General features: G+C 61.0%; 13 protein-coding genes and 1 pseudogene. 8 read left to right on the forward strand and 6 right to left on the reverse strand.

From position 1 onward, the window contains the following. Positions 1-33 precede the first annotated feature (33 nt). Entirely contained in the window at positions 34-774 is a 741-nt protein-coding gene (locus tag P3T25_RS33310; RefSeq protein WP_429361252.1) for a GNAT family N-acetyltransferase, read from the reverse strand. A gap of 109 nt (positions 775-883) precedes the next feature. Here P3T25_RS33310 and P3T25_RS33315 point away from each other — a divergent pair, with 109 nt between their 5' ends. Both P3T25_RS33315 and P3T25_RS33320 read left to right on the forward strand, forming a co-directional pair. Next, positions 884-2,443, forward strand: coding sequence for a PLP-dependent aminotransferase family protein (locus P3T25_RS33315; RefSeq protein ID WP_429361254.1), 1,560 nt, complete (start codon positions 884-886; stop codon positions 2,441-2,443). Between the two features lie 224 nt (positions 2,444-2,667). Next, positions 2,668-3,000, forward strand: coding sequence for a hypothetical protein (locus P3T25_RS33320; protein WP_154565181.1), 333 nt, complete (start codon positions 2,668-2,670; stop codon positions 2,998-3,000). 188 nt (positions 3,001-3,188) lie between these two features. Here the strand turns inward: P3T25_RS33320 and P3T25_RS33325 are convergent, their stop codons facing one another. Together P3T25_RS33325 and P3T25_RS33330 are read right to left on the reverse strand one after the other, a co-directional pair. Then, entirely contained in the window at positions 3,189-3,995 is an 807-nt protein-coding gene (locus P3T25_RS33325) for an aminoglycoside phosphotransferase family protein (RefSeq protein ID WP_171928961.1), read from the reverse strand. Positions 3,996-4,001: 6 nt separating this feature from the next. Beyond that, positions 4,002-4,658, reverse strand: a complete 657-nt coding sequence (locus tag P3T25_RS33330) for an aspartate/glutamate racemase family protein (protein WP_429361257.1) — start codon at positions 4,656-4,658, stop codon at positions 4,002-4,004. A 149-nt stretch (positions 4,659-4,807) separates the two neighbouring features. Here P3T25_RS33330 and P3T25_RS33335 point away from each other — a divergent pair, with 149 nt between their 5' ends. The 4 genes from P3T25_RS33335 (at position 4,808) to P3T25_RS33350 (ending at position 10,648) form a co-directional block, all read left to right on the forward strand. After that, positions 4,808-5,608 carry a GNAT family N-acetyltransferase gene (locus P3T25_RS33335; protein ID WP_154565177.1) on the forward strand — a complete coding sequence of 267 codons (801 nt, stop codon included), beginning with the start codon at positions 4,808-4,810 and terminating at the stop codon, positions 5,606-5,608. A 488-nt stretch (positions 5,609-6,096) separates the two neighbouring features. Further along, on the forward strand, positions 6,097-6,399 hold the full coding sequence (locus P3T25_RS33340) for a hypothetical protein (RefSeq protein ID WP_266240366.1): 303 nt from the start codon (positions 6,097-6,099) through the stop codon (positions 6,397-6,399). Between the two features lie 481 nt (positions 6,400-6,880). Continuing rightward, positions 6,881-9,973, forward strand: coding sequence for an acetoacetate--CoA ligase (locus P3T25_RS33345; protein WP_429361259.1), 3,093 nt, complete (start codon positions 6,881-6,883; stop codon positions 9,971-9,973). 90 nt (positions 9,974-10,063) lie between these two features. Continuing rightward, entirely contained in the window at positions 10,064-10,648 is a 585-nt protein-coding gene (locus tag P3T25_RS33350) for a flavin reductase family protein (RefSeq protein WP_266240365.1), read from the forward strand. Positions 10,649-10,688: 40 nt separating this feature from the next. On the opposite strand, the gene P3T25_RS33355 is transcribed toward P3T25_RS33350, so the two are convergent. Continuing rightward, positions 10,689-11,174, reverse strand: a complete 486-nt coding sequence (locus P3T25_RS33355; RefSeq protein ID WP_429361261.1) for an N-acetyltransferase family protein — start codon at positions 11,172-11,174, stop codon at positions 10,689-10,691. A 347-nt stretch (positions 11,175-11,521) separates the two neighbouring features. Between P3T25_RS33355 and thrS the strand changes: the two genes are divergently transcribed. Both thrS and P3T25_RS33365 read left to right on the forward strand, forming a co-directional pair. After that, positions 11,522-12,736: a threonine--tRNA ligase gene (thrS, locus tag P3T25_RS33360; RefSeq protein WP_429361263.1), complete on the forward strand. Its 1,215-nt coding sequence runs from the start codon at positions 11,522-11,524 to the stop codon at positions 12,734-12,736. 191 nt (positions 12,737-12,927) lie between these two features. Continuing rightward, positions 12,928-13,152, forward strand: a complete 225-nt coding sequence (locus P3T25_RS33365) for a hypothetical protein (protein WP_429361265.1) — start codon at positions 12,928-12,930, stop codon at positions 13,150-13,152. A gap of 75 nt (positions 13,153-13,227) precedes the next feature. On the opposite strand, the gene P3T25_RS33370 is transcribed toward P3T25_RS33365, so the two are convergent. Both P3T25_RS33370 and P3T25_RS33375 read right to left on the reverse strand, forming a co-directional pair. Beyond that, a complete protein-coding gene (locus P3T25_RS33370; RefSeq protein ID WP_429361267.1) occupies positions 13,228-13,572 on the reverse strand; it encodes a hypothetical protein in 345 nt (114 codons plus the stop codon). Between the two features lie 350 nt (positions 13,573-13,922). Beyond that, positions 13,923-14,013, reverse strand: a pseudogene (locus tag P3T25_RS33375) (NADP oxidoreductase coenzyme); the annotation flags it as partial.

Raw genomic sequence — 14,013 nt, forward strand, 5'->3', positions numbered from 1 at the left:
GGCCGGCTCGCAACCAGCCCGCAACGGGCTGCCTCATTCACCGCTTTCGCCCGCCGCTGCCCGCTGCCGCGCGATCAGGTCCACCAGCCGTTCAACCTGCTTACCCTGCGCATCGAAATTGCCGGCGTCGAGCCAGCGTGCATAGCTCGGACGCAGCGCAGGCCATTCGCTGTCGATGATCGAGAACCACGCGGTATCGCGATTGCGTTCGCGATACACGATTGCCTGCCGGAAGATCCCTTCGAACGTAAAGCCATAGCGCAACGCCGCTGTGCGCGACGGTTCATTGAGCGAATCGCACTTCCATTCGAAGCGGCGATAGCCAAGGTCGTCGAACACATGGTTCATCAGCAGGAACATCGCTTCGGTGGCGATGCGTGTGCGTTTCAGGCGCGGCGAATAGGTGACGTGCCCAACTTCGATCACGCCGTTCGCGCGGTCGATGCGCATCAGCGCGAGCGTGCCGACCGCCTTGCCTGTAGCCAGATCGATCACCGCGTAGTGCAGCGGATCAGGCGATGCCGCCATGCGCGTCAGATGCTCGCGATACGCGGCAAGGCTTTCGAATGGTCCAACCGCCAGATAGGTCCAGTCGCGGCCGTCGGGCGCCGAACTGTAGGCCTCGTACAGGTCTGCCGCATGGCGCTCGACGTCCACCGGTTCAATCCGGCAATATTGGCCCACAAGCGGCTCGCGGCCGGGCGCCTGGGCGCCTTTCCAATCCGGCACGGGGACGCCAATCGGTTGCTCGAACGCGTTACGTCTGGGTTCCATGTCTGCTCTCCTGTCGATAGTTGGATGATCGTTGCTTATGGAGAACGATACGGCAAACGTGGTATGTTAAAAAGATCCAGCAGAACAGCATTTGATAGGTCCAGCCAGGATGATCGAAATCATTGGCCCGCTCGCCAACCCGGCCGCCGCGAGCACCGCCGGCAACGGCGAAAAGTCCGTGCCGCTGCAAAAGCAACTGATCGAACGCTTGCAACAGGCGATCCTCACGGGGCGTTTGCCGGCTGGGTCGCTGCTGCCGTCGTCGCGCTTGCTGGCGGCGGAGATGGGCGTGTCGCGCAACACGGTGGTGATCGCGTACGAGCATCTGGCCGCGGTCGGCTATGTGGTGGCCGATAAAAAGGGCACGCGCGTGAGTCCGCTCTCCAGCCCTTCGGCACGCGGTGAAACGCGGACGCCGCCGGCCGCTCCGGAAGTCGCCTACGCGGCGCGGGTCGAGCAATTCGCGGCGACCCGCACCCATGCCGACAACACCTTGCCGCTGACACCGGGCACGCCCGCGCTGGACCGTTTTCCCCTGGCCGCCTGGCGGCGCGCGCTCGAACGTTCGATGGAGCGCGCGTTGCCGCTCGCGCTCGGCTACGGCGACCCGGCTGGCGAGCCGGCGCTGCGCGACGCGATTGCCGCGCATTTGCGGATGGCGCGCGCTGTGCGCTGCGAGGGTTCGCAGGTGGTCATCACTGAAGGCGCGCAGGAAGCGCTGAACCTGTGCGTGCGGCTGTTCACCAATCCGGGCGACATCGCGTGGGTGGAAGATCCGGGCTATCGCGGTGCCAAAGCCGCTTTCAACCTCGGCGATCTGAGCATGCTGCCGATGCCGGTCGATCCCGAAGGCATCGCAGTGCCGCCCGACGCGTGGCGCGCGCATCCTCCCAAGCTGATCTACACATCGCCCGCGCATCAGTATCCGACTGGTGCGGTGTTGTCCGTGGCGCGCCGGCTGGAACTGATCGCGCATGCGCGCCGCTGTGGCGCGTGGCTGATCGAAGACGACTACGACGGCGAATTCCGCCATACCGGCGAGCCGATTGCCAGCATGCAAGGGCTGGTCGAGGACGCGCCGGTTCTGTACGTCGGCTCATTCAGCAAAACGATGTTTCCGGCGCTACGCATCGGCTTCGTGGTGTTGCCGCGCGTGATCGCCGCGCACACGGCCGTCGCGTTGCAGGAGATGCTGCGCGGCGGGCACCGTCTGGAGCAACTGGCGCTGGCGCATTTCATCGATAGCGGCGAATTCGGGCGGCATCTGGGCCGCATGCGGCGGTTGTATCGGGAGCGCCAGCAGGCGCTACGCGATGCGCTCACCGCGCATTTCGCGCCGTCGCAGATTCTGGGCGGCAATTGCGGCATGCATCTGACGCTTCGCTTGCCGCCGCATATTTCCGATCGGACCCTCGCCGAACGCGCGCTTGTCAGGCGGCTCAATCCGCGTGCGTTGTCGGGTTTTGCATTGCAGCAGCGCGAGGAGACGAACGGGCTGGTGATCGGCTACGGCAGCACGTCAGCCGAACAACTGGCGCCCGCTGTCCGCGTATTGGCCGAGTTGGTGCGGAAGATGACGGGCGAGTCGAGTGGCGAGTCGGAAAACGGGGCAGCAAGCGGTTCGACAAGCGTGCCGGCGAGCGGTTATGCAACCCGACGCGCCGTGTAACTTTTTACGTTTGTCCGCGCGGCCCATGTCGCGCTATCGTGTCGTTTATGCGCGGCGAATTCGAAGTGCGCGACGTCGACGAATCGCCCGCAGGTCATGCCCAGCACACCGCCCTGCAGCATCGCGTGACATGCGGCGCGCGCCTGCCGGGCCGCTACCGGGCTCGGGCATGAAGAATGCCTTGCTTGTGGTTATCTTTGACGATTTATCCGACCGGAGACGACATGAAGGAAATCGAACCGACCGCTTGGTTTGAGCTTGCTGCCCATACGCCTGTCCATGAAGGCTGGTACGAGGTGCAGTTGACGAGCGGCGACACGGCATTTGCGAAATATGGCGACGGCGTATGGACCGAGAAACCGCTGCTGGTGTTCACGCACTGGCGCGGCCTTTCCGCCGACCCGTCGAAAGCTGCGGACGGCGAGGCAGAATCGATTGGCGCGGAGGCCACCGCGGCTCAGGGCGTGCGCGCCGCATGGAACGCGTTCTTCCCGGGACTCGGCGAAGAACAGCACAAACCGCTGGACGCCCTGCCCAACGGCAAAGCTCCCCATTGACTGACGGATTGCCTGGGCGGCGGCTCACCCGCTGCCGCCTGATGGCCTGTGCATTCGCCGACAGGGATAGGGATCGAGACGCGCATGCAAGGCGGCTGTATTCAACTGCGGTTTAGCGGTTGCGTCCGGCTACGATCGTCTCCTCTGCAGCTCCCAGTAGCCACTTCCCGGCAGTCATTTCCCTGCCGTCACTTCCGCTTCAGCGCTTCGGCCGCCATTCTGCCGATGTCTATATCGATGTCCGGCGTCTCTCCCGTTTCGAGAATCCACGCCGCGGACAAACCCGACCACGCGAGGATCCATTGCAGCAGACGGTGTCGGTCGAGCCCGGCGACGTGCGCCACGCGCTCGACGCGTCGCTCGAACCGTCCGGGTGCCAGCGCGGACGCCTCGTCCGGATTGCAGAAGATGTTCGCGTAGTCAAAGCCGCGTTCGCCGTAGAGACCTTTCGGGTCGATCGCCAGCCAGCCACGCGCGCCGAAATCGAGGACGTTGCCGTGATGAATATCGCCGTGCAGCACGACCGGGTCTTGCGGCGCGGCGAGTAGGGCTTGTGCTGTCGCGGCGCTGTCGGAGAGCCAGCCGCCATATTGCTGCGCGGCGGGCCAGAGACTCTGGAACCAGCGTGGCAAGCCGATCAGTTCGGGCAACGGTTTGTTTCGCGGTGCGTGGAGTCGTGCCGCGGCGGCGCAGAGGATGTCGATGGCGTGGTCGTCTGCTTCATCGTCGCCCGTGCGGGCCTGGTCCGCTAGCGTGTGATTGCTTTGGGCGCGCTCCAACAGCAGGGCGTCGGCATCATGCGCGAGCACGCGGGCCGCGCCGTCGCCGTCCCACCACACCATCAGTTGCACGCCGAATTTCTCTTCGGGTTCCTGAGCAACCTTCAGCATCGCGGCGACGCCATGCTGGCGCACCGGCAGCAGACGGCTGCTATGCGTGCGAATCGGCTCGCCGTCCGGTAGCAAGTCCCATTTGACGAGGTACTCGGCGAACATCGCGCTTCAGGCTGCGAGTGTGGCGGCGTGGACTGCGGCGGCGAGGGCGATGGCCGGTGTGGTTAGAGGTTTCGCCCCACCTGTGACCAACAAGGCCGCGCCAGCCATCGATGTTTGCGCAAATGCCACGACGTCCGCGCCGTTTTCGTAGGCCGCATCGGCAGCGATGGCGATCATGGACAGGTAGCCTGCCGTGTCGTCTGCTCTGAAATGGTCCCATGCGCCACTTACCAACTGGACATCGACATCCGCGCCGGTATGCGTGGCGGCTTGAGCGAACACGCGGGTGGTCGGGTCGAGTGTGGTGGATACGGTGCATAGCACGACAACCTTGCCGCCATCTTCCACCGCGCGTTGAGCCAACGCGGCATCGGCCCGTAAAATGGGTACCGGTGCGGCTTGCGCGGCTAGGGCTTCATTCACTGATGGGCCGAGCGTCGAGCAGTTGAGCAAAACGGCGTCGGCGTTGTCCTTCAGCGTAAGGAGCACCTCTCGGGTTTGCGACGCGATTGCGTCGGTCAAGCCACCGGCTTGCTCAGCGGCTGCGAGCAAGTCGGCGCGGACCACGTGCGTCAACTCGAGTGCCTCGAATCCGGCGGCGCGGGTGGCTGCATCGAACAAGGCGATGTTGCTGTCAGCGGTGTGCAAGCAGACGATGCGCACGGTCTCTCCAACGGGTTGCGGTGGTTTTGCATTCTCGCCTGGAAATGGCTGCCTGTCGTGCCGGATGCCGGCATTCGATCGGCGTCTGGACCATTGACAATCGTCCCTGCAGGCTCAAACCGTTGCACCTTGTAGATAACGATACTGAAATGCTCAATTTTTCCGATAACCTGGGTCTAGCCACTGACCTATTGCTGCACGCAGAAACCGGTATGGTCGAGTCGCAGGATGACTACGTCGTCGTCCGGACACCGGACGCACCAGAATATTTTTTTGGCAATATGCTCGTCCTGGAGCAACGACCTTCAGAAATCGATCTAAAACGGCTGGAGTCTGACTTTGCCGAATTTGTCGGGATCCCACCGCTGATCGCACACCGCACGTTTGCCTGGCCGGAAAGAGCGGACAGTGTTGTGAACCTCGACGCATTCGTTGAGCAAGGTTACGACGCAACGGTTTGTCGTGTGCTGGCTGCGCATCCAAATGACATACGACCAGTTGCGACAAACTCATTGGTCGAAGTCCGCAAGTTTGGCACGCAGAGGGATTGGGACGATTGGTCTCGAATGCAGTTCGCCGACATGCCAAATCCGTCGAACATTACCTCACAGCGATACTTGGCACATCTACAGACCGCCTACAGGACCCTAATTGCCCGCGGTCTTGGAAACTGGTGGGGAGCGTTTATCAATGATGAACAGGTGGGAAGTCTGGGCTTATTCTTCTTCGGCGGCATTGGGCGTTTCCAATCGGTTCTTACCGCGGAACAGCATCGAAACCGAAATATTTGTAAGACCTTGGTGAGCGAGGTTATCAAACTGACGGCCGGACAATCGGACCGGCTCGTCATGGTTGCAGATGAAAGTTACCATGCCGGGGCGCTATACGAGGCAATGGGTTTCCAACTGCAAGGGCGTGTCGCAAGCTTGTGCCAGGAGCCGCGTAATTGAGTTGATGCAGAACGATTTGACGCATACGAGGACACCCGCTAGACGATAGTCCGTAGACGCCCGAGATGCTTCTGGAGGGGCCGCATGAGGGCGCTGATGCATACAGGTTCGGGGTTTCCGTCGGCAAAGTCGGCGGCTCCGTATGTTATTCACACGCCGGCTTTTGGGGAACGGTTGTCTACTACTCGCCCCAGCGTGCCATTGCCGTAGCAGGTTTCACCACCGTTCGTAACGCTCGACCTGGCCCGCTAGATGATTTTCAATCAGCGCATGTTCGATTGGGACGCGAGCTGGGGTCATCGTGGTGTAGATGGCGGGGCGAACGCAAGCTGCTGCGTGCGTGACGTTTGGTTATAAGGGTTTGTACTTACTTTTACAACATTGTTTTGTTCGGCAAGTACTTAATTGCGAGCACGCCCCAGCCTAGACTGCAAGCACTGAAACGCAAACGGGCGTTTGCGGACAAACGAAGTCGAGAGGTAAGCATCATGAAACTCGTTCAATCGCTCATCGTCGCAGCTGCTCTTGCAATTCCGGCTGCCTCATCTTTTGCTCAATCCAACGAAGCGGTCGCTCCGACCAATGTTCAGGCCGCACAAACTAGCGTGAATCAAGGAAGTGGCGCTGCGACCGATTTTGGCGGTGTTGCTGACGGTACTTCAGCGTCGGGGGGCCATCATGAACTGCGTTCGTTCGGCACCGCCGTCTCCCACTTGGGACATAAAATTCAAGGCTCTGTTCGCCCGGACCCGAATGATGGAATGAAGCCCGTGTTCTTCGGCGGCGCGTAAATTGACTGGATTGATTGCAGCCTTGTGTCGTTGATTGAGTGGTGCCTAGACGTCCTTGGTCTGTTGAGGGAATGACGTTGAAACGCGCAGATAGATCTGCGCGTTTTGCTTTCAGGAATCTGCCCGTGTATTGCAGACTTTCATGTCAGGTCGTGAGCGTGAGCCTGTTGTGGCGCTGGTCACGTCGATGTGTGTCGCTTCTGCTTCAACGAGGCCCGATTGCGAGACTTGGTGGTGCCGTGAGGGCCGACTGAACGGCGCGAAAGAGCGCGACGGAGTTTACCGGTCTGTCAAAAGAATGTTCGATGCCGTACGGAGAGTGTTAAACCCACCAGCTAGGCTACGTTGGTACGGTCGCCTGCCGCAGACATTTCAACGCCCGGACGTAAGAGCCACGGTTGCCTCCTGGCGGTCGGCAAAAGTATCGCCATCGAGGTGCTGCCGCCCCTGAATCATGTCGTATGCGATACGTGGAGTTTCGATGGATCGCTTCGCCCCCTCAGTGGTGTCGCGTGCACACAGCGACCTCACGGGACGCACACCCGTTTACACAAGCACGCCCGAACGGATCGGCGCGTCGCAGTTGACCGCGTTCACCGCCTTCCTGCGGATCTGTACCGGCCAGCCCCTGCCTGACTACGAAGCGCTGCACGATTTTTCCGTGCGAGAGTTTCGAACATTCTGGCAATGCTTCGTGCAATGGTCATTGGGACTCAACTGGTCAGGCAACGCTGAGCCAGTCTGTATCGGCGACGATTGCGAACACGCGAATTTCTTCCCGCAGATGCAACTGAACTATGCGGACAATCTGCTTGGGCTGTCGGTGGCATCTCCCGACGCGCCCGCGCTGACTGCCTGCCATGCCGACGGGCGTCGCGTGCGTCTGACCCGCGCCGAACTGCGTGAGCGGGTGGCGCGTCTCGCACACGCGCTGTCTGAGTTGGGACTGGGCGAAGGGGACCGCGTGGTGGGCGTGATGCGCAACGACGCGGATGCGGTCGTGACTGCATTGGCCGTTACCGCCCTCGGTGCAACGATGTCGACCGCTGCGCCCGAGATGGGCGTCGATTCGATCCGCGATCGCTTCGAACCGCTCGCACCGCGACTGCTGTTCGCGCACACGGCGGCGCGGACATTCGACACCGGCAGGTCGGTGGCGAGCAACGTCGCCGATCTCGCTGCCGCGTTACCGTCTCTGCAAGGTGTCGTGTGTCTCGACGACGGGACTTTGCCGAGCACAGTCACGCAGTCGATCTATTCGCTCGGCGAGTTGCTCGATGCCGGCGACGCGGACCGTTTTGTGTGGCGGCGCTTCGCTTTCAACCATCCGCTTTTCATCATGTTTTCGTCGGGCACCACCGGCAAGCCGAAGTGCATCGTGCATGGCACCGGCGGCACTCTGATCGAGCATTTGAAGGAGCATCGGCTGCACAGCGACCTGCGACCAGGCGATCGAATGTACTTCCACACCAGTTGTGCGTGGATGATGTGGAACTGGCAGTTGTCGGCGCTTGCTTCCGGCGTCGAGATCGTGACGTACGATGGTCCGATCTCGACGGTCGATACGCTATGGCGTCTTATTGCCGAAGAGCGCGTCACCGTGTTCGGCACGAGTCCCGCTTATCTGAAGATGTCCGAGGATGCAGGCGTGGAACCGAAGGCTCAGTTCGACCTCGGTGCACTGCGCGCGATACTGTCCACCGGTGCGGTGCTGTACGACGCGCAGTTCGAGTGGGTGCGCGATCACGTGAAGCCGCTACCGCTGCAATCGATCTCGGGCGGCACCGACATTATCGGCTGCTTTGTGCTTGGCAATCCGAACCTGCCGGTCTACGCGGGCGAAGCGCAGTGCAGGAGCCTTGCGCTGGATGTAGAGGCGTGGGACCAGGGATCGCGGACCGGCGGCGTTGGCCAACTCGTCTGTGTGAATCCGTTTCCTTCGCGTCCGCTCGGCTTCTTCGGCGACGCGCAGGGCGATGCCTTTCATGCCGCCTATTTCGCCAGCAATCCAGGTGTCTGGACGCATGGCGATCTCATTTCGTTGTCGCCGGAGGGTGCCGTACGAATGCATGGTCGTTCCGACGGCGTGCTGAACGTGCGCGGCGTCAATGTCGGTCCAGGTGAAATTTACCGCGTGCTGAACGACATCCCCGAGATCCGCGAGGCGTTGGTCGCCGAGCAGAAGGTGCGGGATGCGTCCGCCGGCCACGCGGACCCGGAGAATGTCGAGTCGCGTGTCGTGCTGCTGCTGGTGCTGAATGATGGCGCGGCGTTGAGCGGCGCACTTGCTGCCCGGGTACGTCGTGACCTCGCGCGTCGTGCGTCGCCTGCGCATGTGCCAGACCGGATCATTGCGGTCGATGCTTTGCCGGTCACGCATAACGGCAAGCTTTCCGAAGCCGCGGCGCGCAGCGCGGTCAACGGACTGCCGATCGGCAACGCGGCGGCATTGCGCAATCCCGAGTGCCTCGATGCAATCCGGCGTCATCCAGCGCTGAATCTGGCTACACGCGAGTTGCCGCCGGTTGGCGAGAGCCGCGAACAACTCGAACGGTATTTGCAGGCGTATTGGGAGAAGCTGTTCGGCGTCGCACCGATCGGTCGCGACGACAACTTCTTCGACCTCGGCGGCCATTCGCTACTCGCGACACGCTTGCTCGCTGACGTACGCCAGTCGACCGGACGCACGATTCCACTCGCGATGCTGATGATCGCGCCGACGATCACGCGACTCGCCGCGCTGATTTGCGACGACGCGCTGCCGCCGTCTTCACCTACGCTCGTGCGAGTGCGCGCCGGGACCGGTATGCCGCTATTCCTCATCCATAGCGCAAGCGGCTCGGTGATGGAATGCCTGGCGTTGATTGGCTCGCTGAAGAGTCCTCGCCCGGTTTACGGATTGCTGGCACGAGGTCTCGACGGCGAGCAGCCGGCACTGTTGCGCGTCGAAGACATGGCGGCCAGCTACATCGAGCAGATGCGTACCGTCCAGCCGAAAGGGCCGTACGCGGTAGCCGGCTATTCGTTCGGCGGTCTGGTTGCGTTTGAAATCGCGCAACAACTGCGCCGTGCCGGCGAACGGATCGAATTGCTCTTCCTGCTCGATACCTACGTGGACGAACATTGCCGGCCCTGGACGGCGCGGTTGCGGCGCCGCGCCGGCTCTGTCCGCGCACATTGGCAAACGGTGCGTGAGCTGCCTGCGGCGCGACTTCCCGGTTATGTGAAGGACAGGTTCGCCGGTGTGGCGGATCAAATTCGGATGCGTGTTGGCCGTATGGCGCTGCGGCCCGAGGGCTACACCGCAGTGCTGCCACCGGCGATGCAGCATATGCGCGAAACGATGCGGGTTGCGATGACGACCTATCGGCCTAAGCCTTACGATGCGGGACCGATTGTCTATGTGCGTGCGGCAGTCTCGCAGAGTGCGTATGGCGATCCGATGCTGCTTTGGCGGCGTGTCGCGCGAGCCGGGCTGGTGGTGGCGGAGGTGTCCGGTGGCCATGCCGACCTGATCGTCGAACCGAATGTGCAGTTCGTTGCGGCGGCGCTCGACCGCGGGTTGGGGGAGTGATGACTTCGGCAAGCGCCATGCGACACGTTGCACCCGTTCTGCGTGTCCCCGCTACAATCTGCCAGATCCATTTGACGCGGAAGAGCACGTATGAAAGTCACCCGGGAACCCGTCGCATTGTCGCGGGCCACGCAGCTGCTGAATCATGGCCCTGTCACGATCATTACCAGCGCGCACGGCGGCCGCTCGAACGTGATGGCCGCATCGTGGGCGATGCCACTCGATTTCACGCCGCCAAAGGTGGTCGTCGTGGTGGACAGCCGCACGCTCACGCGGCAACTGATTGAAGCGAGCGGCGTGTTCGGGCTGCAACTGCCGAGCCGTGGATTTGCTGCGCAGACGCTGGCGGTGGGAACGAACGCAGGCGCTGAACTCGACAAATTCTCCGCCTTCGACCTCGAGACTTTTCCCGCACAAAAAATCGATGTGCCGATGCTGGCGGGCTGCATCACGTGGATGGAATGCAAGGTGATTCCGGACGATAGCCAGCGGCACGATCTGATCATTGGCGAAGTGGTCGCCGCCTATGCGGACAGCCGCGTGTATTCGAACAACCGCTGGCACTTTGGCGATGATCCGGATCTGCGTACGTGCCATTACGTGGCGGGCGGGACGTTCTTCGCCACAGGCGATGCGTTTGAAGTCGAGCCGGTGGCGAGCGGCGCGGGGGATTAATCGGTTAGCGGCTACGTTCCTGTTCGGGGGCAAGCGTGTCTCACGTATTGCCGTCGGCAAACGCAGTGAGTGCCTCGCCCGCCAGCCGGTAGCGAACCCATTCGCTTTGCGCGCTCGCGCCGATCGATTCATAGAAGCCGATTGCAGGCTCGTTCCAGTCCAGCACGCTCCATTCGAAGCGCCCACAGCCCGTTTCGCACGCAATTTGTGCGAGATGGCGAAGCATCTGTTTGCCCGCGCCACTGCCACGCGATGTCGGCGATATGTACAGGTCTTCCAGATAAAGCCCCTGTTTGCCGAGCCACGTCGAATAGGAGAAGAAGTAAACGCAAAAGCCGATCGGCTGGCCATTCATTTCGCAGATCAAAGCCTTCGCGGTTGACGTGGTAGAGAACAGGCTCGTTTCGATGTCTTTAACGGTGGCGACAACTTCGTGCTCCGCCTTTTCGTACACCGCGAGTTCGGTGATGAAGCGGAGAATCAAGGCGGCGTCGGCAGCGTGGGCGGGGCGGATGTGGATGGTCAAGGTGAGGTGCTCGGTCGATTGGGTGGTGTGTCGAAGTTTAGCGAAGATGCGGCGGCTTCGGATCAAACATCCATCGTATCGCTTATCCAGATTGCGATTGACGCGTCGCCACAAAATCGTTTACTGTCGATCCATGGACTTCCACTCGATTCCCTTCGCTGCCGTCACCACCACGACGACCACCTTCACAGGCGGGTCGTCTGGAGGTTGCGCGCGCTAGAAGCAAGAAGCTGTGGCAGACCACCAAAGGCCCCGCCGGAAACGGACGGGGCCTTTGGCGTTTCTGGACCTCCGTTTGCGGCATCGATCCTCAGTATCTGCAAGATCAAATCAAACGGAGTGTCATCGTGAACGACATCGACCATCGTGTACTGGGTAACAAACTCGACCTCTTCCATCAGCAGGAGGAAGGCGCCGGCATGGTTTTCTGGCACCCACGCGGCTGGGAGTTGTACCGCGTGCTGGAAGACTACATTCGTGCCCGCATGCGGCGCGCGGGCTTTCGCGAGATCCGTACGCCGCAACTGCTGGCGCGCTCGTTGTGGGAGAAGAGCGGTCACTGGGAGAAGTTCGGCGCGGCGATGTATTCGTTGGCCGACGCGGAAGAAGGGCGCGCGCTGTGTTTGAAGCCGATGAGTTGTCCGTGTCACGTGCAGGTGTTTAATCAGCGTGTGCGGTCGTATCGCGAGCTGCCGGTTCGGTATAGCGAGTTCGGCGCGTGTCATCGTGACGAACCTTCGGGATCGCTTGAAGGGCTGAAGCGTACGCGTGCGTTCGTGCAGGACGATGCGCATGTGTTCTGCACGGAGGCGCATATCGAAGCGGAAGTGGGCCGCTTCTGTTCGCTGCTGCGTGCTGTCTATGCGGACCTCGGTTTCCCTGACTTCAAAGTGGCGCTCGCCACGCGGCCTGCGATGCGCGCGGGCAACGTTCAAACGTGGGATCGGGCGGAAGAGGCGCTGGCCAATGCTGCGCGTGCAGCGGGCCTTGAATTCGACTTACTCGAAGGAGAGGGCGCTTTTTATGGGCCGAAACTGGAGTTTCATTTGAGGGACAGCCGTGAACGTAGCTGGCAGTGCGGCACGATTCAGCTCGATTTCGTGCTGCCCGATCGGCTTGACGCGGAGTTCGTCAACGAGCGCAACGAACGCGAGCGGCCGGTGATGATTCATCATGCGGTGCTTGGCAGTATGGAGCGTTTCATCGCGATGCTGCTCGAACATCACGAAGGGTGGTTGCCGGTGTGGCTTGCGCCGGAACAGGTCGTGGTCGCGACGATCAGCGATGCGAACGCGGCTTATGCGCAGGAAGTGATGCAAGCGCTTGATGACGCCGGCATAAGAGCACTGCTCGACGGCAGACCGGAGCGATTGGAGAAGAAGATCGTCGACGCAAGGGAAAAGCAGGTGCCGATTTTCGTCGCAGTCGGTTCGCGCGATGAACGCGATCGGACGATCAGTATTCGTATGCGCGACGGGCAGCATTCGACGCTTGCGCTCGCGGAGGGTGTCGAGCGTTTGCGGTTGGGTGCGTTGCCGCCCGCCATGCAAATGAAGCAATGAAAGCGTCACCAGCTTAATGACGCACGGACCTGCGCCTTTAAGCTATCGTTCTCACTCAACCGTTCAATTTCATTGCAAACTAGACTCATCCAGTCTGCTCACTAGGTCGCCATGTTTTCAAATAAGAACCCAGAATTTCGTCGTCCGACGGTGGGGCCGCACCGGTCCGGGTCGCCCTACCGACTGGCGAATTGTTCTTTGTTCTGGTTGCGAAAGCGACGATGGTTATTGGCGTGTTGGTTCTTGTTATTCTGGCAATTCTCGGCCTGGCCACCGGATCGGTCGACGGTTCTACCGATATTCCGACAACCCGCAAAGGATGGAGGAATTTACTTCTCGTGATTCTTGCGCTCGCGATCATTGTCGCGTTGGGTGTCTATTTTTTCGTTCCTAGGATGCATCATCCACATCCTTGAATTCGGCGCGTTCAATCCACTTCCCCAAACAATCTGCCCTCCCATTTTCCCAGAGCGGACGTTCAACACGACGAGTCAGCCATTGAGCTCATGGTGCCAATAGTGATTTCGACCAATAAAGTCAAATGCGTCTGGCCACGAGGGCTCGTGGTCTGCCTCTATGTGAAACGCCGCGCCGCCTGAAAAACAAAGGCAAAGTACGTAAGCATCTGTCCGTGTGACAGTGACCACGCACTGACCGATCAATTCGACGAGCTTGTCGCAAAACCCTGTTGTTCCCTGCCAAATCAGATTCTCTCCATCCGCGACCGCTGCCCGGTTGTAGACCGTGAACCGCTCTTCTTGGAAAACAAGCTGGAAATAGTCGTGAATGAATGCGACCTGCGACAGCGGTTCAAGCGGTATTAGCCTGTTGTCCATGCACCCGGCTCCCTTCGTCGTGATTGGGGACAATTTACCTCGATGTATCGAATGTCGGATAGTGGCCGCTCACTGCCTCATGCAAACCGCATCGGCGACTCGACCTCCCTCGGTCTCGATCGACAACACGCGACCCCGAGCCGTCATTCGGGTCACCGTGTTGGCAACGGCCGCTTTCCAATTCCGAACGGACATCCGTCCGCATCACGTCCGCAGTACGGGCGCTCGCGGCCGACGGGTCGCGAGCGGCCATCATGCACTCGCTCAGAAGCGCCAACGGAATCTCGGTCAAATCACCAGCAAGCGTTTAGCGATGTGCGTGGCCGCTGTGACTTCGTCGTGAGGCGCCGCTATTTGAACTTGACGAGATCCTTGAAGATCAGTTGACCCCAGGTATTCCCCCTGCCTTGGACAAGCAAGCCGCCATCCTTGAGCGGTCCT

The sequence above is a fragment of the Paraburkholderia sp. GAS32 genome (genome assembly GCF_050434225.1).
GTDB lineage: Bacteria > Pseudomonadota > Gammaproteobacteria > Burkholderiales > Burkholderiaceae > Paraburkholderia > Paraburkholderia madseniana.